22 protein-coding genes and 2 tRNA genes are annotated in these 24,389 nt (G+C 31.7%); 15 read left to right on the top strand and 9 right to left on the bottom strand.

What is annotated here, in order from left to right:
* Positions 1 to 68 precede the first annotated feature (68 nt).
* From HA143_RS08995 to HA143_RS08960, 8 genes are all read left to right on the top strand, one after another.
* Entirely contained in the window at positions 69 to 1,139 is a 1,071-nt protein-coding gene (locus tag HA143_RS08995; RefSeq protein ID WP_209086310.1) for an Mrp/NBP35 family ATP-binding protein, read from the top strand.
* Between the two features lie 3 nt (positions 1,140 to 1,142).
* Positions 1,143 to 2,411 (top strand): rod shape-determining protein RodA, encoded by a 1,269-nt coding sequence (rodA, locus tag HA143_RS08990; protein ID WP_209086308.1) that lies wholly within the window; start codon positions 1,143 to 1,145, stop codon positions 2,409 to 2,411.
* A complete protein-coding gene (locus tag HA143_RS08985) occupies positions 2,411 to 3,775 on the top strand; it encodes a sensor histidine kinase (protein ID WP_209086305.1) in 1,365 nt (454 codons plus the stop codon). Before rodA ends, HA143_RS08985 begins: the two co-directional genes overlap by 1 nt.
* A 111-nt stretch (positions 3,776 to 3,886) precedes the next feature.
* Positions 3,887 to 4,309, top strand: a complete 423-nt coding sequence (locus tag HA143_RS08980; RefSeq protein ID WP_209086303.1) for a photosystem I reaction center subunit II PsaD — start codon at positions 3,887 to 3,889, stop codon at positions 4,307 to 4,309.
* A gap of 59 nt (positions 4,310 to 4,368) precedes the next feature.
* Positions 4,369 to 5,895: an anthranilate synthase component I family protein gene (locus HA143_RS08975; protein WP_209086301.1), complete on the top strand. Its 1,527-nt coding sequence runs from the start codon at positions 4,369 to 4,371 to the stop codon at positions 5,893 to 5,895.
* Positions 5,896 to 7,014 carry a glutamate--cysteine ligase gene (gene gshA, locus HA143_RS08970; protein WP_209086298.1) on the top strand — a complete coding sequence of 373 codons (1,119 nt, stop codon included), beginning with the start codon at positions 5,896 to 5,898 and terminating at the stop codon, positions 7,012 to 7,014. It begins immediately after the preceding gene.
* Positions 7,015 to 7,067: 53 nt separating this feature from the next.
* Complete coding sequence (ppc, locus tag HA143_RS08965) at positions 7,068 to 10,037, top strand: phosphoenolpyruvate carboxylase (protein WP_209086294.1); 2,970 nt, start codon at positions 7,068 to 7,070, stop codon at positions 10,035 to 10,037.
* Positions 10,038 to 10,040: 3 nt separating this feature from the next.
* Positions 10,041 to 10,487 carry an N-acetyltransferase gene (locus HA143_RS08960; RefSeq protein WP_209086291.1) on the top strand — a complete coding sequence of 149 codons (447 nt, stop codon included), beginning with the start codon at positions 10,041 to 10,043 and terminating at the stop codon, positions 10,485 to 10,487.
* Positions 10,488 to 10,499: 12 nt separating this feature from the next.
* On the opposite strand, the gene HA143_RS08955 is transcribed toward HA143_RS08960, so the two are convergent.
* Positions 10,500 to 10,573, bottom strand: a tRNA-Arg gene (locus HA143_RS08955).
* 64 nt (positions 10,574 to 10,637) lie between these two features.
* Between HA143_RS08955 and recF the strand changes: the two genes are divergently transcribed.
* A complete protein-coding gene (recF, locus tag HA143_RS08950) occupies positions 10,638 to 11,741 on the top strand; it encodes a DNA replication/repair protein RecF (RefSeq protein ID WP_209086287.1) in 1,104 nt (367 codons plus the stop codon).
* Positions 11,742 to 11,792: 51 nt separating this feature from the next.
* Positions 11,793 to 12,227: an adenosylmethionine decarboxylase gene (speD, locus tag HA143_RS08945; RefSeq protein WP_209086284.1), complete on the top strand. Its 435-nt coding sequence runs from the start codon at positions 11,793 to 11,795 to the stop codon at positions 12,225 to 12,227.
* Between the two features lie 9 nt (positions 12,228 to 12,236).
* Here speD and larE read toward each other — a convergent pair whose 3' ends face one another.
* Entirely contained in the window at positions 12,237 to 13,061 is an 825-nt protein-coding gene (gene larE / locus HA143_RS08940; RefSeq protein WP_209086282.1) for an ATP-dependent sacrificial sulfur transferase LarE, read from the bottom strand.
* Between the two features lie 109 nt (positions 13,062 to 13,170).
* Here larE and HA143_RS08935 point away from each other — a divergent pair, with 109 nt between their 5' ends.
* Positions 13,171 to 14,331 (top strand): cob(I)yrinic acid a,c-diamide adenosyltransferase, encoded by a 1,161-nt coding sequence (locus HA143_RS08935; protein ID WP_209086280.1) that lies wholly within the window; start codon positions 13,171 to 13,173, stop codon positions 14,329 to 14,331.
* Positions 14,332 to 14,347: 16 nt separating this feature from the next.
* On the opposite strand, the gene HA143_RS08930 is transcribed toward HA143_RS08935, so the two are convergent.
* A complete protein-coding gene (locus HA143_RS08930) occupies positions 14,348 to 15,493 on the bottom strand; it encodes a ThiF family adenylyltransferase (RefSeq protein ID WP_209086278.1) in 1,146 nt (381 codons plus the stop codon).
* A 304-nt stretch (positions 15,494 to 15,797) separates the two neighbouring features.
* On the opposite strand from HA143_RS08930, the gene HA143_RS08925 reads away from it, so the two are divergent.
* Entirely contained in the window at positions 15,798 to 16,163 is a 366-nt protein-coding gene (locus HA143_RS08925) for a CAAD domain-containing protein (RefSeq protein ID WP_209086276.1), read from the top strand.
* A 7-nt stretch (positions 16,164 to 16,170) separates the two neighbouring features.
* Here the strand turns inward: HA143_RS08925 and HA143_RS08920 are convergent, their stop codons facing one another.
* On the bottom strand, positions 16,171 to 17,049 hold the full coding sequence (locus HA143_RS08920; RefSeq protein ID WP_209086274.1) for a fructosamine kinase family protein: 879 nt from the start codon (positions 17,047 to 17,049) through the stop codon (positions 16,171 to 16,173).
* 5 nt (positions 17,050 to 17,054) lie between these two features.
* On the opposite strand from HA143_RS08920, the gene crtD reads away from it, so the two are divergent.
* The gene (crtD, locus tag HA143_RS08915; protein WP_209086272.1) at positions 17,055 to 18,560 is read left to right on the top strand and encodes a C-3',4' desaturase CrtD; all 1,506 of its coding nucleotides are present in this window, start codon (positions 17,055 to 17,057) and stop codon (positions 18,558 to 18,560) included.
* Here crtD and HA143_RS08910 read toward each other — a convergent pair.
* Positions 18,550 to 19,389: a prephenate/arogenate dehydrogenase gene (locus tag HA143_RS08910; protein WP_209086270.1), complete on the bottom strand. Its 840-nt coding sequence runs from the start codon at positions 19,387 to 19,389 to the stop codon at positions 18,550 to 18,552. The genes crtD and HA143_RS08910 overlap by 11 nt on opposite strands.
* Before the next feature lie 95 nt (positions 19,390 to 19,484).
* Between HA143_RS08910 and HA143_RS08905 the strand changes: the two genes are divergently transcribed.
* A complete protein-coding gene (locus HA143_RS08905) occupies positions 19,485 to 20,933 on the top strand; it encodes a DNA helicase (RefSeq protein WP_209086267.1) in 1,449 nt (482 codons plus the stop codon).
* Positions 20,934 to 20,963: 30 nt separating this feature from the next.
* Entirely contained in the window at positions 20,964 to 21,209 is a 246-nt protein-coding gene (locus HA143_RS08900; RefSeq protein WP_209086264.1) for a DUF2839 domain-containing protein, read from the top strand.
* 2 nt (positions 21,210 to 21,211) lie between these two features.
* Here the strand turns inward: HA143_RS08900 and recA are convergent, their stop codons facing one another.
* The 4 genes from recA to HA143_RS08880 form a co-directional block, all read right to left on the bottom strand.
* Complete coding sequence (gene recA / locus HA143_RS08895; protein ID WP_209086261.1) at positions 21,212 to 22,309, bottom strand: recombinase RecA; 1,098 nt, start codon at positions 22,307 to 22,309, stop codon at positions 21,212 to 21,214.
* A 112-nt stretch (positions 22,310 to 22,421) separates the two neighbouring features.
* A complete protein-coding gene (locus HA143_RS08890) occupies positions 22,422 to 23,198 on the bottom strand; it encodes an HAD family hydrolase (RefSeq protein ID WP_209086258.1) in 777 nt (258 codons plus the stop codon).
* A gap of 16 nt (positions 23,199 to 23,214) precedes the next feature.
* Positions 23,215 to 23,286: transfer RNA gene (locus HA143_RS08885), tRNA-Gln, on the bottom strand.
* Positions 23,287 to 23,390: 104 nt separating this feature from the next.
* Positions 23,391 to 24,389, bottom strand: coding sequence for an LdpA C-terminal domain-containing domain (locus HA143_RS08880; protein ID WP_209086255.1), 999 nt, complete (start codon positions 24,387 to 24,389; stop codon positions 23,391 to 23,393).

Raw genomic sequence — 24,389 nt, 5'->3', positions numbered from 1 at the left:
TTGATAGTTCGACATAGTTCTTAATCTTTTAAACAGTCGACTACCTTGTCAAAATATTTAAAAATTTAATGACCACAATAGAAGATGCGAATTTTGCTTTACAACAAGTTCTAGATGCTGGATCACAGAAAAATGTAATTGAATTAGCTTGGATTAAAAACGTAAGAGTAACTATACCGAGAGTAATCGTAACATTATCATTACCATCATTTGCAAATTCTCAGAGAGATAGAATTGTTCAAGAGGTTAGAAAAGTACTACTTGATTTTGAAGATATTGATAATGTTCAAATAGAGATAGATAATAATCCTTCCAAAACAGAATCTCAAAATCAAAGTAATGCTCCTGACTTGCAGAAGATTGATGGGATTCGGCACATCATAGCTGTTAGCAGTGGTAAAGGTGGAGTTGGTAAAAGTACCATTGCAGTTAATCTCGCTTGTTCTCTAGCTAAATTAGGCTTAAAAACTGGTTTGCTGGATGCGGATATATATGGACCTAATACTCCCTCAATGATGGGAGTTGCCGAACAGAATCCAAAGGTTACAGAGGGTAGTGGCAGTGATCAAAGGTTAATACCAATAAATCAATATGGAATTTCATTGGTATCAATGGGTTTCCTCATAGAAGAAGGTCAGCCAGTTATATGGAGAGGACCAATGCTTAATAGTATTATCCGACAATTTTTGTACCAAGTTGAATGGAATAATCTTGATTTTTTGGTTATTGACTTGCCTCCAGGAACAGGAGACGCTCAAATATCCCTTTCTCAATCTGTGCCTATCTCTGGAGCTATAGTTGTCACTACTCCTCAACAAGTATCTTTGCAAGATGCAAGGAGAGGATTAGCAATGTTTAAACAACTCGGAGTACCTTTACTGGGAATTGTAGAAAATATGTCAGTATTTATTCCTCCAGATATGCCAGGTAAAAAATATGAAATTTTTGGTAAAGGTGGTGGACAAACATTAGCTAAAGAAAACGATTTACCATTATTAGCCCAAATTCCTATTGAAATCCCTCTCGTTGATGATAGTAATAAAGGTGTACCAATCTCAATAAGCCAGCCTCATAAAGAAAGTTCTGTTGTATTTGGTAATTTAGCTCAATTAATTAAGAACCAATTTGTTAATAGTTAATTGATGTTTAGGAGAATTTATTTATTAAATAACAGAGGATTTTTACAAAAAAAAGACAACTTTAATAGAGGTTTTTTATTTTCTCCACTAATAATTATTCCGCTAATTCTAGTTATTATTTCGGGTTTATTAATAAAAAGTATTCAGGATGATTTTTTAGTATCGAACTATTTAGGTCATATCCTAACTGGTTTTTTAGGTTATTTTTTAGCATTTTTTATTTCTTATATACCGTTAGAGAGAATTAGAAAGTATTTGGTTCCATTTTATTTGTGTACTTTAATATCCTTATTACTAATTTATTTTTTTGGGATTTCAGTTTCTGGAGCTCAAAGATGGCTAAATTTTGGCATCTTTTCTTTTCAGCCTTCAGAAGTAGCTAAACTTAGTACTGTATTAACTCTTGCTTTAGTACTCGACAAAAAAATAATTTTAACAATAAGAGATTTAGTATTGCCCTTATTAGTAGTAGTTATTCCTTGGTTATTAATTTTCTTTCAACCGGACTTAGGTACCTCTTTAGTTTTACTTGTTTTGACAGGTGTGATGCTCTATTGGTCGCAAATGCCCATAGAGTGGATTTTGATATTAGTGTTTTGTATTATCACTTCTACATTATATCTAACCTTACCAACTCTTCTTATTTTCTGGATTCCAGTTATAGGATATCTTGCTTATAGATCTTCGAAAAAGAAAATTATTTTTTCTGCTGTTGCTATTTCGTTTCATTTATTAGTGGCAAAATTGACACCAATTTTGTGGCAATATGGCTTAAAAGAATATCAAAAAGATAGATTAGTTTTATTTTTAGATCCAAATAGAGATCCATTAGGTGGCGGATATCATTTGATACAGAGTCAAATTGCAATTGGTTCTGGAGGATTATTTGGGACTGGTTTGCTACAAGGTAAGCTGACTAATTTGCAATTTATACCGGAACAACATACTGATTTTATATTCAGTGCTTTAGGCGAAGAATTGGGTTTTGTGGGTTGCATGATAGTTTTATTTTTGTTCTTTTTTTTGATTAAAAAACTTATTAATACTGCAACAATTGCTAGGACTAACTTTGAATCTCTAATTGTTATTGGAATAGCCTCAACTTTTTTATTTCAAATAATTATTAACTTATTTATGACTATTGGATTAGGACCAGTTACTGGGATTCCCCTTCCTTTCATGAGCTATGGTCGAACGTCATTGGTGACTAATTTTATATCTATTGGACTTGTTTTATCTATATTGAAACGTTCTAGATCACTAAAAAGTTGATGAAATCACAAATAACTATAAAAAAAATTCAAGCCCTTTTGATTAAAGGAGTTCAAACTATATATGTGGACGATGATACCTCCCGAAGAATGTGGTGGGCATCTTTAGAAGTTATTCAAAAAGAGTTCCTTTCTCAGAATTACCAACAGGGTGGTATTTGGGTTGCTTCACCTTTACCTGCTCTTAACGATAAGAAATTTTTTAATAAACTTCATGGTTGGTTGTGGTCACCGGAGGGGTTTCCATACTTTCAAAATGAGACTGCAGGTTTTTTACCAGTCAATAATTCAGAAAAGATGAAAAAAGATTTTGATTTAGTTAATAATTATAAAGTCTTAAATCTTAGCCAAAAAGATGGATATGAACCTTTTTTGATGATATTAACCCCAAATTTTCAATGCATATTATCAGTTGCAGGAGCAAAAGATAAGAAAATCCTATTAATGAAATGTGATAAAGAAAGCTTAAAGATTTCAATTGAATTAATGCATGCGAAATTAAATCAAGAAAATTACGAGGAAGGAGTTAAATTTCGTAATGCAATTAATAATTTAGGTAATCTTAATATTAATAATCAATTTGAAAAATCTTTTTGGCCAATATTATCGGCAAAATTAGCAAAGTTTGGACCAAACCACAATATTCAGAATTCTGTAACAAACAATGAAAAAAATGTACAAATAACTGAAGCAAAATTATTACGTGCAATTTCTCATGAAGTACGAACTCCTTTAGCAACAATAAGAACCCTAATAAGTTCTACCTTAAAAAAATATGATATGGATGAATCAATGAGAAATCGTTTAATTCAAATAGATAATGAATGTAATGAACAAATTGATAGGTTTGGTTTAATCTTTAATGCAGCAGAATTAGTAAGTAATGAATTTCCTTCATTAAATAACTTGGCAAAAATAAATTTAGCCGAAATTTTTAACAAACTCTCTCCAATTTGGAATAAACAATTAAATCGCCGTGGGATTTCTTTAAAGATCGATATCCCCAGTCAACTTCCGCAAATTTTGAGTGATTCTGAAAAATTGGAATTAATGTTAAGGGGATTAATTGATAAAAATACTAGAGGATTAAAAGAAGGTAGTACATTAATTTTAGAATTAAGACCAGCTGGTCAACAACTCAAACTTCAACTAAAAGTAAAAAAATTAGGCAGGAATCAAAAAGAAATTCGCAAAATAGACAATGGTTCCGATATTGGACCTGTTTTAAATTGGAACCCTCAAACCGGCAGTTTACAACTCAGTCAAAATGCAACTCAAAAGTTGTTAGCTAGTTTAGGAGGGCATGTCACACAAAGGCGTGATACGGGTTTGACAGTGTTTTTTCCGATTTCAGATTCAAAATGAAATGAGAAACATATTTTTCATTTATTAAATAATGTAGAAAATTTCCTATCAATTTTGAATTTTGTAAAATATGAATGCTAATTTCTTATTATAAATAACTCAAAATTTAGGATGACTGAAACTTTAGTTGGTCAATTTCCAAAGCATATAGGAAGTACTGGGGGTTTATTAAACTCAGCAGAAACCGAAGAAAAATATGCAATTGTATGGAACAGTTCAACAGAACAAGCATTTGAATTACCTACCGGTGGTGCTGCTATTATGCATGAAGGTGATAATTTAATGTACTTTGCGAGAAAAGAACAATGTCTTGCATTAGGGACACAATTAAGAGCTTTTAAACCAAGAATTGAGGACTTTAAAATTTATAGAGTTTTCCCAGGTGGTGATATTGAATTCTTACATCCAAAAGATGGAGTTTTCCCTGAGAAAGTTAATGAAGGAAGAGAAAAAGTGGGCCATAACCCAAGGAGGATAGGTGAGAATCCTAATCCAGCTGGATTGAAGTTTACAACTAAGAATACTTTTGATTAACTTTCTCAAAGTTGATATAAAAGAAGAATATAATTATAATTTGGGTTGACATTATTAGTATGATCAGCTCACAGAAAGATAGTTTTTTTAAGGCTCACAAAGAAGGTAAAAATTTTATACCTATTACTCAAACTTGGCCAGCAGATCTAGAGACTCCATTATCAACTTGGTTAAAATTATCTGAAAAAGATGTACATGGTGTTTTTCTTGAGTCTGTAGAGGGTGGAGAGAATTTAGGTAGATGGAGTATTGTTGCTACCAAACCTCTGTGGGAAGCAGTTTGTTATGGAGAAGAAATTGTTAAAACTTGGGATAATGGAAAAACTGAAATATTTAAAGGGGATCCCTTTAGTATTTTAAGAACTTGGACAAAGCAATATAAGACATCTATCCTTGATGACTTACCATCAATTGGACAGTTATATGGTTCTTGGGGTTATGAATTAATTAATCGAATAGAACCAAGTGTTCCAATAAATGAAATAGAAGAAAGTAATATACCTTATGGTTCCTGGATGTTTTTTGATCAATTAGTTGTTTTTGATCAAATAAAAAGATGTATAACCGCAGTAGTATATGCAGATACAACTTCTTCAAAAGACTCTTCTATTGAAAAAGTTTATCTAGACTCAATCTCTAAAATTAAGAAAACTAGAAATTTAATGAAAGTTCCTCTAAAAGAAAACGCTTTTTTAGATTGGAATGAGAATGAGAATGAGAATTTGAATTTAGATATTAAAAGTAATTGGGAGAAAAAGGATTTTGAGGATGCAGTTCTTGCTGCAAAAGAATATATAAGACAAGGAGATATATTCCAAATAGTTATAAGTCAGAGATTTCATACTCAAGTCAATAATGAACCTTTTAATTTATATAGAAGTTTACGGATGGTTAATCCATCTCCATATATGTCATTTTTTGATTTTGGCTCATGGTATCTGATAGGTTCCAGTCCTGAAGTTATGGTTAAAGCTGAAAAAAATAAAAAAAGTCAGATTGTTGCAAGCTTAAGACCAATAGCGGGTACAAGACCTAGAGGTAATAATCCTCAACAAGATATGGAGTTAGAAAAGGATTTATTAAAAGATCCAAAAGAGATAGCCGAGCATGTAATGCTAATAGATCTTGGGAGAAATGATCTGGGAAGAGTTTGTGAAATTGGTACTGTGGAAGTCAAAGATTTAATGGTTATTGAAAAATATTCACATGTTATGCATATAGTCAGTGAAGTTGAGGGGATATTAAAACAAAATACTGATGTATGGGATTTGTTAAAGGCATGTTTTCCCGCTGGAACAGTAACTGGTGCGCCAAAAATAAGAGCTATGCAATTAATTAAAAACTTTGAAAAAGATGCTAGAGGACCTTATGCTGGTGTTTACGGATCGATTGATATTAATGGTTCCTTAAATACGGCAATTACAATAAGAACTATGATAGTTAAACCCTCCAAAGATGGAAAATATAATGTATCAGTGCAAGCAGGCGCTGGTATAGTTGCTGATTCTTCTCCTGTCAATGAATATCAAGAGACAATTAATAAAGCTAAGGGGATACTGAAAGCATTAGCCTGTTTCGATAAATAAATGAGTAAAGTTAATCTTTATAAAGGTTTTGAAGTAGAACTTTTCACAGGTTCTTTTAATTCTCATATTGGCTTATCAGCTGATATTGAAAAGAAATTTTCTAATTTTGTTAAAGAGCCAGATAACAGAAATGTTGAATACATAACAACACCTGAAAAAGACTATGAGTTTTTATACGAGCAATTATTAACTCCAAGAAAACATTTAAGACAATGGCTAGAAACTAAAGGGTTAACTATCATTCCTTCATCTACTCTTTGCTTTAAACACGATATTCAATTTCAACGATCTGATATTGACAATGTTTATCATCAATTTATACAAGATAATTATGGAATTTCTATTGCAACTTCAAGTGTCCATATAAATATAGGAATAGATGATTTAGATAAGCTTTTTGCTGCTATTAGACTGATAAGATCTGAGGCTGCTTTGTATTTATCCATAAGTGCTAGCTCACCTTTTTTAAATAATAAAATTACAAAAAATCACTCTCAAAGATGGATTCAGTTTCCTAAAACACCAATTAAAGTCCCTTTTTTCGTAAATCATATTTCCTATATTGATTGGATCGAGGAAAATATAGCTAATAAAACTATGCAAAATATCAGGCATTTTTGGTCTTCAATACGACCAAATGGTCCCCAAAGGCCTTTAATTCTTGATCGTTTGGAATTAAGAATTTGTGATTTCGTTCATGATATTAATTTGCTCTTGGGAATAACGGCCATGCTAGAGCTAAGGATTTTACATCTTTTTGAAAATATAAACACTTTAGATCCTTTGACTGCGAGTATTTTTTCTATTGATGAATTATCAGAAATATGCGATCAAAATGAAATTAGTGCTGCTAAAGATAGTCTTAATTCAGAGTTAATTCACTGGCAAGATGGCAAAAAAGTTATTTGTAGAGAATGGATTAAAAACTTATTATCAGATTTATCACCCACCGCAGAAAAATTTAATATGAAACATCTTTTGAAACCTATTTATGCAGTGCTTGAAGAAGGTAATCAATCTATGAAATGGATAAAGCAATATGAAAAAGGTCTTTCTATTGAGCAAATAATGAAACTGTCTATCGATGATATGATCAAGAATGAAGATGAGAGTGTTTGATTATTTAAACAAACATTTAATCTGAACTTTTTCAACTGTGACATAATGAGTATATGGAATCTTTTCAACAGATTAAAAATAATAACGTGGATCTGATTAGTAACAATGATCCACTTGATAAAAATCGTCTTTTAATAGAGGATCTATGGGAAGCTGTGCTTAGAGAAGAATGCCCAGAAGATCAAGCAGAAAGATTGATACAGCTTAAAGAATTAAGTTATTCAAAACAAATTGATTGTGATACTTCAAAAACTTTTAAAAATGAAATTGTAGATATTGTAAATTCTATGGATTTGGCAGAATCCATTGCTGCTGCAAGGGCGTTTTCATTATATTTTCAACTAGTAAATATTTTGGAACAAAGAGTTGAGGAAGATAGATATATTCAAAGTTTTACCAATAAGAATGTTAAAAAATCTCCCGATAATCTTGATCCTTTTGCTCCAGCATTAGCTAGGCAAAATGCTCCAGTAACTTTTAGAGAATTATTCTATAGGCTTAGAAAATTAAATGTACCTCCAGGAAAATTAGAGGCATTATTGCAAGAAATGGATATTCGTTTAGTTTTTACGGCACATCCTACGGAGATAGTTAGACATACTATTAGACACAAGCAAACTAGAGTCGCAAATTTGTTAAAAAAAATACAGATTGAGCAATTCTTAACAAAAGAAGAAAAAAATTCTCTACAAACCCAATTAAAAGAGGAAGTAAGACTTTGGTGGAGAACAGATGAATTGCATCAATTTAAACCATCAGTTTTAGACGAAGTAGATTATGCCTTGCATTATTTTCAGCAAGTTTTATTTAATGCAATGCCTCAATTGAGAGGCAGAATAGCTGAAGCACTTGCCGAAAACTATCCAGATGTTCAGATGCCCTCTGAATCTTTTTGTAATTTCGGTTCTTGGGTTGGCTCCGATAGGGATGGTAATCCATCCGTCACTCCTGAGATAACATGGAGAACTGCTTGCTATCAAAGGAAGTTGATGTTGGAAAGATATATTAATGCAACATCTAATCTTAGAGATCAATTAAGTGTTTCAATGCAGTGGAGTCAAGTTAGTTCATCTCTATTAGAGTCATTAGAAACAGATAGGGTTAAGTTCCCAGAAATCTATGAAGCTAGGGCAACAAGATATAGATCCGAACCTTACAGATTGAAATTAAGTTATATGTTAGAGAAGTTAAGGTTAACACAAGAAAGGAATAACTCATTAGCCGATAGTGGGTGGAAATTTGAATTAGAGGGAGAAATGGATACTAAAAATATAGATAAAGTTGAAAACTTATATTACAAATCAGTAAACGAATTTACGTATGATCTCGAACTGATTAAAAATAGCTTGATTAGTACAGATTTAACTTGTGAGGCATTAAATAAATTACTTACTCAGGTTCATATCTTTGGATTTTCTTTGGCAAGTTTAGATATTCGTCAAGAAAGTACAAGGCATAGTGATGCTATACAAGAGCTCACAAATTATCTTGATTTATCTGTTGTATACGAACAAATGTCTGAGGAAGAGAAAATTAAATGGCTAATAGATGAATTAAATACAAAAAGGCCTTTAATTCCCTCCGAAGTTAACTGGACTAAAACTACAGAAGAGACCTTCTCAGTTTTTAAAATGGTTAAGAGACTACAGCAAGAATTTGGAAGTCGTATTTGTCATTCTTATGTAATTTCAATGAGCCATAGTGCATCTGATTTGCTTGAAGTTCTCTTACTTGCAAAAGAGATGGGACTTCTTGATCAAAGTTCACAAAAGTCAAATTTATTAGTTGTTCCTCTTTTCGAAACTGTTGAAGACCTTAAAAGAGCACCAGAAGTAATGGAAAAGTTGTTTAAATTAGATTTTTACAGATCATTATTGCCAAAAGTTGGAGAATCTTTTCAACCTCTTCAAGAATTAATGCTTGGCTATTCTGATAGCAATAAAGATTCAGGGTTTGTTTCTAGTAATTGGGAAATTCATAGAGCCCAAATAGCTCTTCAAAATCTTGCAAGTAGAAATAATATATTGCTAAGACTTTTTCATGGCAGAGGCGGTTCCGTAGGTAGAGGAGGGGGCCCAGCTTATCAGGCAATATTAGCTCAACCAAGCGGTACTTTAAAAGGGCGAATCAAAATAACAGAACAAGGTGAAGTTCTGGCTTCAAAATATAGTCTTCCAGAATTGGCTTTGTATAATCTTGAAACTGTTACTACAGCTGTGATTCAAAATAGTTTGGTAAATAATAGTCTTGATGCTACGCCAGAATGGAATCAATTAATGTCTAGACTTGCAGATACATCAAGGTCTCACTATAGAAAATTAGTGCATGAAAATCCTGATTTGTTAAATTTCTTTCAAGAGGTCACTCCAATAGAAGAAATAAGTAAATTGCAGATATCTAGTAGGCCTGCGAGAAGAAAAAAAGGTGCAAAAGATTTATCAAGTTTAAGGGCTATTCCGTGGGTATTTGGGTGGACACAAAGTAGATTTCTTTTGCCAAGTTGGTTTGGAGTAGGTACTGCATTATCATCTGAATTAAATGCAGACCCAAAACAAATTGAATTATTAAGAGTTCTGCATCAGCGATGGCCATTTTTTAGGATGCTTATATCTAAGGTAGAGATGACATTATCTAAGGTGGATTTGGAAGTTGCTAGATATTATGTTGATACTCTTGGAAGTAAAGAAAATAAAGATTCTTTTGATGTTATTTTTGAAGTAATTTCTAAAGAATATAATCTTACAAAATCTTTAATACTTGAAATTACTGGTAAAAATAAGCTCCTCGAATCTGATAGAGACTTAAAAGCATCAGTAAGTCTAAGAAATAAGACGATCATCCCATTGGGTTTTTTGCAGGTTTCACTTCTAAGAAGACTTAGAGACCAAACAAGACAACCCCCAATTAGCGAATTTCTTATTGATAAAGATGAATCTAGAAGAGCTTATAGTAGGAGTGAATTATTGCGGGGGGCACTTTTAACTATTAATGGAATAGCAGCTGGCATGAGAAATACAGGTTGATAATTGCAATATTTTTCAAAAAAAAAACTTGTTCTTCCAGAAGGTTATTTTGTTAATTCTTCTCAGATCCCATTAGCTAAAGAAGTAAACAAACTTTTAGCGAATTGTGGTTGTGAGACATTTCCAATAAAACCTCTTTCTGAGGCTATTAAGAAAAGTAATTTCTTTTTTACCATACAAAATGAATTAAAGAATAAATTATATGGCTTTGTAAGGGTTACATCCGACAGGGGATTGAATGCTAACTTATGGAATTTAAGTGCAGTAAAAGGTAAAAATCAGCAACTTTATTATTCAATATTGCTTAAAGTAACTCTTGAGAAAATAAATAGAGAAATGCCTGGATGCAGTATTTCTTTACAGGCACCAGTGTCTTCATTTGAAAGTTTAGAACAAATTGGATTTATACTAGATCCAAACGGGATAAGAGTAATGGGATATAAACTTTAAAACATCATGTTACGAGCATGGAGGGATTCGAACCCCCGACTCTCAGAACCGGAATCTGATGCTCTATCCAACTGAGCTACATGCCCTTTAATTTTTCAATTTCTTTAAAGAAAATCTAAATATTTTAAACTTAGCTAATTTAATTAATGAATGCACAAAAAAATTTTTTTAAATAAATTAAAAATTAAAAATTTTCGGAACCATAAAAGTTTTGAAATTGACTTAAAAGAGCAAAGAGCAATTGTTCTTGGTTGTAATGGTATTGGCAAGTCAAATTTACTTGAATCGGTTGAATTTTTAAGTCAATTAAAATCAAATAGAGCATTAAGTGATAAAGATTTAATAGCAAATGATAGTGATATGGCTCTAGTCATAGGACAAATAGATTTTAAAGATGATTTAAAGTTAAATTTATTCCGAAAAGGTCCTAAAAGAATTTATGTTAATGAATCAATCTTGAAAAAGCAGAGTGAAATAAAGCATTATATTCGCAGTGTATGTTTCTGTTCTAATGATATAGATATTGTTAGAAGTGAACCCAGTTATCGAAGAACATGGATTGATAAAGTCGTATCTCAGCTTGAACCAGTATATTTAGATTTGATAATTAGATTTAATAGGCTTTTAAAACAAAGAAGTCATTTTTGGCGTTCAGAAAGCTTCCTAAATAATCAATCCTCAGAAATTTTTGAAAGCTTTGACATTCAGATGTCAATAATAGGTACAAGAATTTTTAGGCGCAGAAGAAGGGCTTTATTAAAAATAAAACCATACGTTGAATATTGGCATAATCACTTAAGTAAATCTAAAGAACAAATAGGCATAAATTATCTTTCTGGGATACAAAATATTAGTCCAGAAGAAGAAGACGAAGAATTTATTAGTAAGAAAATAGCAGAACAACTATTCAATCAACGTTCAATCGAAGCATTGACTGGTAAATGTAATTTTGGACCTCATCGTGACGATATTGAGTTTTTAATTAATAATAGTTCAGTTAGAAAATATGGTTCATCCGGTCAGCAAAGAACTTTTATCTTAGCTTTAAAGATGGCTGAACTAGATTTATTAACTAAAACATTAAATATCTCTCCCATACTTATATTGGATGATGTCTTGGCTGAACTAGATCTAACTAGACAGAATTTGTTATTAAATTCTGTTGGCAAAGATAGTCAATGTTTTATAAGTGCGACACATCTAGATAAATTTAATCAGTCTTTCTTAGACTCTTCACAAATGATTCACTTATAATTCTAAAATTCACAATTTTTAGCTAATCTTATATTCATATAATTTTTTTTAATGGAAGGCCACAAAAAAAATCAAATTTTTAGTTCTTTTAGTAATGACCAAAAATTAACGCATCAAAGTAAACATCTTTTGTTGGAACTTTATGGATGTGATTATGCAAAATTAAATGACGAATCCTTTTTGCGCTGTACGTTAAATAGAGCTGCTAAAATTGCAAAGGCAACAGTTCTGAATTTGATAAGTAATAAATTTGAGCCTCAGGGGGTTACAGCGATTGCATTACTTGCTGAATCACATATTTCAATACATACTTGGCCAGAATCTAATTATTCTGCCGTAGATATATTTACTTGTGGTCAAAATATGTTACCAGAACTTGCGAGTCAATATTTTATTGATGCTTTGAAGGCTGAAGAACATTTCTTGCGCGTCATTAACCGCAATCCACCTTCAGCAGTTCTCAATGAGATGAGAACAGTTGTTTAACTTGCATAATTATCTATTTAATTTGCCGCTTATTAGTCCCTCAAGATCTAAGCTTGTACAATTAAATCCTAAATTAGAAAAGTATTGAACTATATCACTAAAATTAAATTTTTTAAAAAAATGCTTTAATTCATCTTGGGGAATTTCTATTCTTGCAGTTGAGCCTTGGCATCTAACTCTAACCTCCGATAAACCACCTTCTTTTAGATATTCTTCTGCTTTCTCAACCATTTTAAGCCTCTTACTGGTTATTTCATGGCCATAAGGAAATCTTGATGACAAGCAAGGCTGAGCGGGTTTGTCCCACCAAGGAAAACCTAATGCTCTTGATATATCCCTAATATCTTGTTTTGAGAATTTAAATTTAGCAAGGGGAGAAACAACTCCTGCTTGTTTCGCGGCTTGTATACCTGGCCTATAATCTTTAAGATCATCCAGATTGACTCCATCTAAAACATTCTTGTACTTAAGTTTTTTAGATAAGTAGGTTGTATGTTTGTGAAGCTCTTTTTTACATGCAAAGCATCTATCCCTGGGATTTTTATTGTAATTTGATTGGTCTAATTCTGATGTTTGAATTTCCAAATGCTTCACTCCAATCCATTTTGCTTGACTTCTTGCTTCTTCACGAAGTGTATTGGCTAATGCAGGAGAAATACCAGTAATTGCTATGGCTTTGCAACCCAATTGTTCGAATGCTAATGATGCTACTAATGTACTGTCTACTCCTCCTGAATAAGCAATACAAACGCTATCAAGACTCTTAATGTATCTTCTAATTGTATAAAGCTTTTCACTTTGTTCATCAGAGAGAATTTCTAGTTGATTGAACATGCTAATTACTTTAAAATTCAAATTACCTATGAATAGGTTGAATTTATTATTAAATTTTTAATAATATTCTTAAACTATATCTTAGATTAAATTTATTCACCTTGTTCAATTGACGAATACAAGTAGCAATAGAGGAATTGGAATCGTCACAGCAAGTGACAGTCAAGAGAGATCCAAAGGTCAATTGCATATTTATGATGGGGAGGGTAAGGGCAAAAGTCAGGCTGCTTTGGGTGTTGTGCTCAGGACAATAGGATTAGGAATATGCGAAAAAAGACAGTCAAGAGTTCTACTTTTAAGATTTCTAAAAGGTCCTGAGCGTTCATACGATGAAGATTCGGCTATAGAGGCCCTGCAAAGAGGCTTCCCACACTTAATTGACCATGTGAGGACAGGAAGGTCGGAATTTTTTACTGCTGAAGAGGTGACAAAGTTTGATATTGGGGAGGCTGAAAGAGGTTGGAATATTGCTAAAGGAGCAATTGCTAGTTCTCTTTATTCTGTAGTGGTACTAGATGAGTTGAATCCAGTTCTTGATTTAGGCATGCTTGATATCAAGGAAGTAGTTGCTTCTCTTCAAAATCGTCCTGATGGACTGGAAATTATTATTACAGGAAGGGCAGCCCCTTCTTCTTTGGTAAGAATATCGCAACTCCATTCAGAAATGAGACCACGTTTAACAGCAGACTTAGAAAAACTAACAGGAAAAAGTAGATGTAATGGTGGAATTGAGATTTATACAGGTGAAGGAAAAGGTAAATCCACAAGTGCACTTGGCAAGGCTCTTCAAGCTATTGGCAAAGGAATATCTCAAGATAAAAGTCATAGAGTTTTAATATTACAGTGGTTAAAAGGTGGGAATGGTTATACCGAAGATGCTGCCATAGAAGCTTTGAGAGAAAGTTACCCACATTTGGTAGATCATTTGCGCTCAGGCAGAGATGCGATCGTTTGGAGAGGTCAGCAACAACCAATTGATTATGTTGAGGCTGAAAGAGCATGGGAAATTGCTAAAGCTGCGATTTTGAGTGGTTTGTACAAAACAATTATTCTGGATGAATTGAATCCAACTGTTGATTTAGAGCTGCTCCCTGTGGAATCAATACATCAAACGCTCTTAAAAAAACCATCAGAAACAGAAGTTGTCATTACTGGAAGATGTAAAAATGAACCTTCATACTTTGAACTCGCCGATGTTTACTCTGAAATGGTCTGTCATAAGCATTATGCAAATGTTGGAGTTGATTTGAAAAGAGGTGTAGATTACTAAAATATTCCTAAAAATATTAATTGGATAATATTTCTTTTAGTTTTTTAATACCACCTTCAATAGATTTCGATTTAATTTTGAATTTAGACAAGATTTGTGAAGCTTTTTCAGAACGTTTACCGGATTTACATATGGTGAAAACCTCTTTAATTAAACTTTCTTTTTTAATAAATTCTAAGTCAGACTTTTGGCTCAAGGTACTTAGGGGGATTGATATAGAACCCTCTATTGCAGAAGTAGAAAATTCTTCATTTTCCCTAACATCAATTAAAATAATTTTTTTTGCTTTTGATTTGTATAAGTTATAGAAATCATTAGCATTGATTTTGTTAACTTCATTATTTTTCTCAGAACATTTATCGACACTATAAAAGTCAACAAACTGAGAAAGATTTTTGATTCGCTTATTTACCTGATCACTTTTTAAATATAATTTTTTCATATTCATATTCAACAGATCAAAAAACAAAATTTTGCCATCTAAAATTTCACCTTTTTTTAAAATGATTTTAATAATCTCATTCACCTGAAGAATTCCTATTAAACCTGTTGAAACACCAACAACTCCATATTCTTCACAACTAGGGATAGCATTTTTTGAAGGTGATTCTGGAAGTAAGTCTCTTAAATTAGGACTATTTCTATGTAAATTAAAAACACTCACTTGTCCTTCGAAGCCTTGTACACTTCCAAAGACTAGAGGTTTGTTTAAGATTAGGCACGCATCATTTATCAAATATCTAGTGCCAAAGTTATCTGAGCAATCACAAATAATGTCAAATTTTTGAATTATTTCTAAAGCATTATTAGGATTAATTCTCTGCGCAAATGTTAATAATTCAGAATTAGGATTTAATTTTTTAATTCTTTCCTGGGCAGAATCAATTTTAAGATTGCCAATATTATTTGTATCATGAATTATTTGTCTTTGGAGATTAGACTTCTCAACGTGATCGTTATCTACTATTCCAATTTTTCCAATACCTGTTGCGGCTAGATAAAGCAAAACAGAAGATCCAAGCCCACCTGCTCCAATACATAAAACTGAGCTGTTTTTTAGATCTATTTGACCCTCATAACCTATCTCTTTGAGGGTCAAATGTTTTTGATATCTTTCTTGTTCATCTGGGTTTAAGAAATTGGATTTGATATCCTTAGACATATTGATTCTTTAACTATACAAAATAAAATAAACTATAAAAATATAATAATTTAAATAAAAATTTTAGCCTTTTAAATTTTTCCTATTGCCGAGATTTATTAATATTCTTGTTAGAACTAGAAGATAATGTGAAGTTTTTATAAATCAATTTTAAGTTTAAATATCTTCAAACAATTTATATATCAATACATCTAAAAAATACAAAATGTTTCGGTTCGGAATTTTGCACAACAAAAAGGTAGTCAACAGGCATTTTTTCCGATACTGTCTGGTTCATATATATAATTTTGCAGCCTGAATGTTCATGAGTGACAACACTTCCGAGTCAAATCAAGGCTCTGGCTCCGATACAAGCGCCGAAACCAAAAGTTTTTCAGAGAAGTACTCTGATGTTATGGGGAAAGTCAACGAAACCCTTGGAAATGTTGATTGGACCCAAATGGGTAAATATGGTAAAGCCGCAGGCATTATCGCTGTTGTGATAATCGCTCAAATAATAATTAAAGTTGTTATTGACACGATTAACTTTTTCCCAATTCTTCCAGGATTACTTGAACTACTAGGAGTAGTTGTTGTTGGTCAATGGAGCTGGCAGAATCTTCGGACCAGTGAAAATCGTGAAGCGGTTTTAGATAAGGTGCAAAATCTTAAAAAAACATATTTAGGTTAGTTGAAGATTACATATTGAGTATTGCTTTTACGTAATTTTTGACTTGACTAAAATATGATCCTCCGAACATATTGGCATGATTCAATATGTGGTAAAAATTATAAATAATAATTCTCTTTTCAAAACCTTGTTTAATTGGAAAAATTTTATGATACTCTTCATAAAATTCTTTTCTCAAACCTCCAAATAATTTTGTCATAGCTATATCTATTTCATTATCTGCCCACCATGATGCTGGGTCAAATATAACCCCCTTTCCACTTTTTTCTATTCCTAAATTTCCTGACCATAAATCACCATGAACAAGAGTATTTATAGGTTTATGATTCATTAATTCGGATTTAATTTTTTCTTTAACTTTATTTATAGTTTCTTTGTCTAAAAGATTTGATTTAAGAATTGATAATTGAGGTGATATTCGCAAATCTAAAAAACAATCTATCCAATTATTGTCCCAGCCTTTTTTCTGCTCTGTTATTCCAATAAAACCCCCAACTGGGTATCCAAAACTTTTTGGATTAGACTCACTTGCATTTAAGTGCATTTCTCCCAAACCTTTTCCAAGTTTTTTTTGATCAAAGTTTTGCATATCTATCCATTCAATTAAAAGAATTTCTATATTTTTAATATTTTTATATGCAATAACTTCTGGAACAACTAAGTTTTTTTGATTAATATACTCTCTTAAATTCTGAAGACAATATTTCTCAAATTTGAGAAACTTTTTTTTTCTATTGTTTTTTTTTAGAAATAATTTCTTGTTTACGAATTCTATTTGCCATGCGCTATGAATATTCCCCCCATGGACTTGTTCTATACTTTTTGGATAGGCTTCACCTAATTCATCACAAATTTCGCTAACTTCAATAGGAGATAATTTTTGCATTTCTAATGTCCAAGTCTGAAGTTGTTGTTGTTGGTGCTGGTATAGCAGGGTTGACTTCTGCAGCAATTTTATCAAAACAAGGATTATCAGTTACTTTAATCGAATCTCATAATCAATCAGGAGGCTGCGCTGGTACTTTTAAAAGAAAAAATTATATTTTTGACGTTGGCGCAACTCAAGTTGCCGGATTTGAAAAAGGAGGAATACATGCAAGAATTTTTGATTTTTTAGATATATCACTCCCAGAAGCCACTATTTTAGACCCAGCCTGCATTGTTGATTTAAATGATGGTGGTAAGCCAATCCATATTTGGTATGAAAAAACTAAATGGATTGCTGAACTAGAAACGCAGTTTCCTGGAAGTCATAGATTTTGGAAACTTTGCACCCTCATTCATCAAAGTAATTGGATATTTGCAAACAATAATCCAGTATTGCCAATCAGTAATTTTTGGGATTTGTCTCAACTTCTAAAAGCATTAGTTCCATCAAACCTTGTCACAGGAATTTTACTCAAATCTTCTATTTTTGATTTATTACTTATATGTGGATTATCCAAGAATGATCGCTTGATTAAATTCTTAAATCTTCAACTAAAACTTTATTCTCAAGAGGATATTTATAATACTGCTGCATTATATGGCTCTACTGTTCTACAGATGTGCCAGCAGCCACATGGTCTGTGGCATCTTAAAAAATCTATGCAGTCTTTAAGTGACGCATTAGAAAGTTCGTTGATTAAAACTGGAGTTAATCTAATTTTTGGCCAAAAAGTTAATTCTATAAATTTTGATGACCTAAATATGTGTTGGAAAGTATCTGCCAATTCGAAAAAAAATTCTTTTGTTTACCAAGCAAAAGATGTGATTTATACCGCGCCTCCTCAATCTTTGCTCAAGCATTTGAAGGAACCTTTAAATAGAAAACAAATTTATAAAAATCGACTTATTAATTTGCCTGATCCAAGTGGAGCAATAGTTTTTTATTCGGCATTAAAAAAAGAACATATAAAAAAAACTTCTTCCAATCATTATCAATTTGTTTCTGATGAATTTGGTTCGTTATTTGTATCAATTAGCGATGATGGTGATGGAAGAGCACCAAAAGGTGAGGTTACTTTAATAGCGAGTATTTTTACTAAGACAAAATATTGGTTTAACTTAGATAAAAAAAATTATTTAAAGAAGAAAAAGGATTTCCTAAACAAAATCTCCCTAGAATTGGAAAGTCATTTTGATATTTTTTCTGAAAATTGGTTACATAGGGAATTAGCAACTCCATTGGGATTTGAAAAATGGACAAATAGACCTAATGGCATTGTAGGTGGCCTTGGTCAAAATCCAGATATTTTTGGTTTATTTGGATTATCAAGTAGGACTCCTTTTAAAGGTTTATGGCTATGTGGAGATTCTATTTATCCAGGAGAGGGAACAGCAGGTGTTAGTAATTCTGCATTGATGGTTTCAAGGCAAATTTTAGCTTCCCAAGGCATTGATAATTTTAATCTATAAAATTTCCTCTGATTTCTTTTGCTTCAGCAAGTTTTTTAGAAAGTAACTCCCAATTTTTTTCCTTTATAAGAGATTCCAATTTATTCAGCTTATTTTTAAAATTATTTATGGTATTTAAAACATTCATCTGATTGTTAATAGCTAAGTCTATGCCTAATTGAGCATTGCCGCCGCCAACTCTCGAAGTGTCAGCAAATCCTGTAGCTGCGAGTTTTTGTGTGAGGTCCAATAAAGATTGGTTGTTTTTTGTATTTACAGTTTCTATTAGGGCAGAAGCTAAAAATATAGGCAAATGAGAAATTAAAGATACTGCTTGATCATGTTCTTTTGGCGAAGCTTGGCAAATTTCACAATTCATTGATTTTATTAGCTCAGAAAGAGTCCTGACTGCATTGCAATCACTATTTTGTGTAGGGGTAATAATCCATTTTGCGTTTTCAAAAAGATCTTCAAAACCTGAATCAACTCCTTTTTGTTCTGTACCTGCCATTGGATGTGATCCAATAAATAAAGGATGTAAATTTTCCCATTTATTTACTATTGTTTCTTTAACAGAGCCAACATCGGTTACTATTGTTTCTTTTGGAATTGATGCTACTAATTGCTTAGATGGATTTATTAAATCTTTTATAGGCAATGCCAAAATTATGAGCTCACATTGTTTTAATAAGCTCAGTTCACAGCTAACAAAATTTGCAAGCTTTTTTTCTTTTGCTTTTTTTTCATTAACTTCATTATTTGCTACTCCATAAATGGTATGGTTTAAACTTTGGAGTTTTAATCCTAATGATCCGCCAATTAAACCTAATCCTACTATTCCAATTTTCATAGATTGATTAATTCGAGACTTTTTTATATTGATAACAATTTTTTGTATATTAGAGGCATAAATTTTGTGTGTATTTGAAATTAATTAAATTATAAATGCTTGAAATCTTAAGTCATCAATATTTGAAAAATTTTTTGAGAGAACAAAGTATTAATTGGGATCACATATATTCTTTTGCGAGAATAATTTCCAAGTGCATTTCAAATGATTCGACATATCTAGTTAATTCAGAAATTTTCTCTACCCATGATTGGTTGCCTCCAATTTTGATTTCTTTATTTTTAAAAGAAGAAAATTCAACTTTTATTTTATCTGAAAAAAAAATTCAATTTATAAAAGAATTTCAGATTGATTTATTAAAAAATCTTGGATTTAATTTTATTTTAAAAAATGATCAAATTATTTTTGCAAATCATTTGGTTCGCTTGATAACAATTCAAGATTTCCTTAATGATCCCAATTCTCTTAATCTTAGAAATCATCGAATCGTTTATTCTGGAATAGAGGATATAAAACAAGATCTCAGAACCCATTTTAGGATTACTTTACTGAAAAAGGATTGGACCAAAAACTTTCAAGAATTTGAATGCATAAATCAAGAATTTATTAAAGTATATGATTTGTTTAATAAAAAGTTCTTTATGAGAAAAGTTTTAGGAAATAGTTATATAAATTTAGATGAAAAAGAAATAAGTTTTTTAACAAATTTTTTTCATGAAAATTCTTCTTTTTCTGATAAATTTTATAGTGTCAGCAAGGCATTATCGCAAGGTTGGGCATGTTGGGTAAAATTAAATAATACAAATCTAGATTGGAATCTGTATTTGCAGCCAATTGATGAACTAGCTCAAATGAATGAATTTTTTTCTAAAAATAAATTCGTTTTTTTATCAGCTTTGAGAAAAGATAATTTCTTTCAAATGTATCTTAAAAAGCAAAGTTTAAATATTGACTTGGTTATTAATTTTAAAAGTAATTTTGAAGAAAAAAAGATTTCATTATATATACCCTCTAAACAGTTACTTCCCAATCATCCTCTTTTTACAAATTCAACCTTAGATAAATGCAAAAAGTTAATACTTTTTAGAAAGGGTTTAACCTTATTTTTGTCTGACGATATTAATTTTAAAACTAACCTTGCCACAGAATTAGCTTCTAAGTATGGGAAGAGGGTCTTGCTAGAGACAATTCCATCTCGTAATAATGAAATTCTTTGCTCTAGTTTTGATTGGTGGATTATGAATTCTTATTTAATAGAAATTCCAGAACAAATTATCATTCCTTTACTTCCTTTAGCGAATATGTCAGAACCTATTAATGCAATGATAGTTTCTTATAATAAAAAACTTTCTCAAGATTGGTTTAGAGACTTTTTTCTTCCTCAAGCCAGATTAAAAATAGAAAGATCTATTTCACCTTTAAGAAGAAATGCAGGTAAGTTAATAATTTTAGACGGAAGAGCAAATAAAAGACACTGGGGAAGAGTACTTTTGCAAAATATACAACCCGCAAAACAAATTAAATATATGTTACCTTTTGATTAGTTTATGATTTTGTAAATAACTTAAATAAATATGGGAGAAGCAAAAAGACGTAAAACAATTGGTTTACCTCCAAAAAAAAAGAATACTCAAATTAAATTTGACGAGTCCCCAAGATTATTTGAATGGCTCCCCTTTACAATTAATCAAAAAGATAGCTTAATTAAATTAAGTATTAAAGCTAGCTGGTTTGGGATTGGTGGGTTAGTGATTTTATGGGTTGTAGTCAGATTTATAGGGCCTGCGGCAGGGTGGTGGACTTTGGCTGATTCTTTATAAAACTAAGCTACTGTTTTTATTTCATTAACAGCGATTGTATTAGCAGGATTGCTATTTAAGGCTTTCATTGAATTAGAGCTTACTTCAGTACCTTCTGTTAATTTCTCTTTAACAATAGATTCTACTTGATTTTTAATTTCTAAGTTTTGATCAAGCCAAATAATTGTATTATCTCTTCCTTGTCCAATATTTTCTCCTTCATAACTATACCAAGCCCCTCTCCTTATTATAATGTTAGTCTCCTCTGCTAAATCTAATAAACACCCTGTTGTACTAATACCTTTCCCGAAGAGAATATCAAATTCTGCAATTCTAAATGGCGGTGCAACTTTGTTTTTTGCTACTTTCACTTTTGCTCTTATGCCGTATTCTTCGGTACCTCTTTTAAGTGTTTGAATTCTTCTGATATCAAGTCTCACTGAGGCATAAAATTTCAATGCATTCCCTCCTGTTGTTGTTTCTGGATTGCCATATGTAACACCGATTTTTAAGCGTAATTGATTAAGGAATATTACTGTACATCCAGATTTGCCAATGTTCCCAGTTATTTTTCTCATTGCTTGACTCATTAGTCTTGCTTGGCTTCCAATTACGTGATCTCCCATCTCTCCTTCTATCTCGGCTCTTGGAGTTAGTGCTGCTACCGAGTCAACAACGACGAGATCTACTGCACTCGATCTTATAAGCTGATCAACTATTTCTAGAGCCATTTCACCAGTATCTGGTTGTGAAACTAGCAAATTTTCAACATCAACCCCTAAAGAGGCTGCATAAACTGGATCAAGTGCATGCTCAGCATCTACAAACGCAGCTACTCCTCCATTTTTTTGGACTTCTGCTATTGCGTGAAGAGTTAATGTAGTTTTTCCTGAACTTTCTGGTCCGTATATTTCTACTACTCTTCCTTTTGGATAGCCTCCTCCTAATGCTAAATCTAATGTGAGTGCCCCTGTAGAAATTGTTTCTACTTTCATTCTTGATGCGTCGCCAAGTCTCATTATTGACCCTCGTCCAAAATTTCGTTCTATTTGACCTAAGACAAGACTTAATGCCTTCTCTTTTTCTCTTGATTCAGTTTTTTTCTTTTCTTCAAGACTCATTGTTTGATTTATCGATTAAAGTTCTTGTAATTATTCTAAATTTGGAAATTTTTATTTAAACCAAACTTCATAAATACAAACTATAGTACACCTGTACTTTAGCTGATGATCTTTAAATTGCAAGTAAATTATCTAGTTCAACTAATTTTAATAATTGGATGTCATTACTTAAATTAGATCTGTCTGAGTTTTTTAAATATCCCCAATCAGCGAGGAAGCAAGGTATGTGACAAGTTTTTGAATTTTGTTTAATGTCAATTAGAGTTTTTTTTCTGTCTTCTATGAATCCTAAAATTTCATATGCTTGAGTAAGCTCTTCAGCTATTTTGATTTTTGTTCCAGACTCATAACCAAATATAAACTCTGGACAGATATTTAATTGGTGAAGAATTTTTTCTGCAAATATTTTCCCCTTTGTGGTTATTATTCCGGTTTTGATTCCTCTTTTTTTTAATTCTTCTATAAAATTTATAACTTCAAAAAATGGATTGTGTAAATTCACCCACTTTTTAAAATCTTTATGAATTTGGTAGTTGCGAGACTCATCTAATATTTTCTGTAGATCTTCAGCAATCCAGAAATTATCTTTTAATATTCTCTGACAATTTTGATGATATTTATTAATGAAATAATCTTTATTAAAATTTTTTAATGGATTTTCTGTTTTTATAATTTCGTGAACTATTAGAACCATTTCCCAACCATATTTAACCCAAGGCCTAATTTCTTTGAAAGTATTTGGTACTCTTTCATAAAGTTTTTGATCAACACTGATGTATGGAGATTTTAAATATTTTTCACAGGCCAGCAAAGAACTATGCCAATATTCATTCATTCCATCGACTATAACTCCATCAAAATCAAATAGAATTACTTTTTGAGCAGACACTAATTAAATGTTAGAACTGGGCCGCTAGGATTCGAACCTAGGAATGTCGAGACCAAAACCCGATGCCTTACCACTTGGCGACGGCCCATTGGATTACTATTTTAATACATGAAAAGATTTTTTTCTATCAAAAAAATACAAAGTTTTTTATAAATAAGGAAAAGAGTTTAAAAATAAAAAATATTATTTGAATTAGCTCATTTTCCATGGCTCTAGAAATTTTTGAGCTTTTTTGATAGCTAAAGCCATTCTTTCAGGATAATCGTAGAGTCTTTTGTTATTTTTGTGAGCAAAATCAATGAGAGGCTGCATAATTTTCCTTGCAGAACTTCCAAATGCTATTCCATCTGGAAGATTGTTTGAATTCAAAAATTCATGAGTTTTTTCATTTGTTCCGCCTGCTAATTGAATTAATCCAGGTGGAAGATCTGGACCGATTCTTTCGAACAACTTAACTGCATCTTTGCTTGTGGCTGGAGCAAGATCACCAGACATTGGCCGGCCATCCAGCTGCCAAATAAGTGGAATATTCAGTTCATTAAGAATTTCATATCTTACCCAAATAGCTTTTAAAAGATCTTCGGGCCCTTGTGAATTTTTGACAGATTGATGTAATCCACAACTGATAGATATGTTTTTCAATTTTGTTTCAGAACTTTTAAGTGTACTGACAACTTTTATAAATGAATCAATGCGATTGATATCTGTATGAATTTCTACTGCATCAGGCTTTATTTTTTGAAGTGTTGATGCTAAATCATCTTTTGACAAATTATATTCATATTCACTAATTAGATTTAGGGGACAGCTATTTAAACATCTTCCACATCCATAACATTTACTTTCTTTGATCCCAGAATTATCAATTGCATTGGTTGGGCATACTTTTTCGCAAGGTCTTGGACAATGAGGGGGACATTTTAATGGATCAAATTTTGCTTTACGAAAGTGGATATCATTACCATCACTAATGCTTATCATTAATCCAGGGGAGTTTTTAGAGACTTGTTTCGCCCACTCGATTCCTTTTTTTGCTGCATGAACTATAGATTCTTCTGCGGCAACATCTATGTAGTCGACACCAGCAGCAGTATAAATTGCACATAAATCTTCAATAGCAACAATATCTTCATTACTTGCACCACAAATGAACTTAATCCATTTATCTTTTTTATTCTTGGTTTTAATCAA

The sequence above is a fragment of the Prochlorococcus marinus CUG1415 genome (assembly GCF_017696015.1).
In the GTDB taxonomy this organism is placed as follows: domain Bacteria; phylum Cyanobacteriota; class Cyanobacteriia; order PCC-6307; family Cyanobiaceae; genus Prochlorococcus_A; species Prochlorococcus_A marinus_AE.
Note: the sequence above shows the minus strand (reverse complement) of the source record. Positions and strands in the feature narration are given on the sequence as shown.

What these genes read in the sequence shown, in the direction of transcription:
- crtD (WP_209086272.1), top strand. Translation starts at nt 17,055, where the DNA reads ATGTCCAAGTCTGAAGTTGTTGTTGTTGGTGCTGGTATAGCAGGGTTG.
- HA143_RS08995 (WP_209086310.1), top strand. Translation starts at nt 69, where the DNA reads ATGACCACAATAGAAGATGCGAATTTTGCTTTACAACAAGTTCTAGAT.
- rodA (WP_209086308.1), top strand. Translation starts at nt 1,143, where the DNA reads ATGTTTAGGAGAATTTATTTATTAAATAACAGAGGATTTTTACAAAAA.
- speD (WP_209086284.1), top strand. Translation starts at nt 11,793, where the DNA reads ATGGAAGGCCACAAAAAAAATCAAATTTTTAGTTCTTTTAGTAATGAC.
- larE (WP_209086282.1), bottom strand. Translation starts at nt 13,061, where the DNA reads ATGTTCAATCAACTAGAAATTCTCTCTGATGAACAAAGTGAAAAGCTT.
- recF (WP_209086287.1), top strand. Translation starts at nt 10,638, where the DNA reads ATGCACAAAAAAATTTTTTTAAATAAATTAAAAATTAAAAATTTTCGG.
- HA143_RS08900 (WP_209086264.1), top strand. Translation starts at nt 20,964, where the DNA reads ATGGGAGAAGCAAAAAGACGTAAAACAATTGGTTTACCTCCAAAAAAA.
- HA143_RS08905 (WP_209086267.1), top strand. Translation starts at nt 19,485, where the DNA reads ATGCTTGAAATCTTAAGTCATCAATATTTGAAAAATTTTTTGAGAGAA.
- HA143_RS08985 (WP_209086305.1), top strand. Translation starts at nt 2,411, where the DNA reads ATGAAATCACAAATAACTATAAAAAAAATTCAAGCCCTTTTGATTAAA.
- HA143_RS08980 (WP_209086303.1), top strand. Translation starts at nt 3,887, where the DNA reads ATGACTGAAACTTTAGTTGGTCAATTTCCAAAGCATATAGGAAGTACT.
- HA143_RS08975 (WP_209086301.1), top strand. Translation starts at nt 4,369, where the DNA reads ATGATCAGCTCACAGAAAGATAGTTTTTTTAAGGCTCACAAAGAAGGT.
- HA143_RS08920 (WP_209086274.1), bottom strand. Translation starts at nt 17,049, where the DNA reads ATGCAAAAATTATCTCCTATTGAAGTTAGCGAAATTTGTGATGAATTA.
- HA143_RS08925 (WP_209086276.1), top strand. Translation starts at nt 15,798, where the DNA reads ATGAGTGACAACACTTCCGAGTCAAATCAAGGCTCTGGCTCCGATACA.
- HA143_RS08930 (WP_209086278.1), bottom strand. Translation starts at nt 15,493, where the DNA reads ATGTCTAAGGATATCAAATCCAATTTCTTAAACCCAGATGAACAAGAA.
- gshA (WP_209086298.1), top strand. Translation starts at nt 5,896, where the DNA reads ATGAGTAAAGTTAATCTTTATAAAGGTTTTGAAGTAGAACTTTTCACA.
- HA143_RS08910 (WP_209086270.1), bottom strand. Translation starts at nt 19,389, where the DNA reads ATGAAAATTGGAATAGTAGGATTAGGTTTAATTGGCGGATCATTAGGA.
- recA (WP_209086261.1), bottom strand. Translation starts at nt 22,309, where the DNA reads ATGAGTCTTGAAGAAAAGAAAAAAACTGAATCAAGAGAAAAAGAGAAG.
- ppc (WP_209086294.1), top strand. Translation starts at nt 7,068, where the DNA reads ATGGAATCTTTTCAACAGATTAAAAATAATAACGTGGATCTGATTAGT.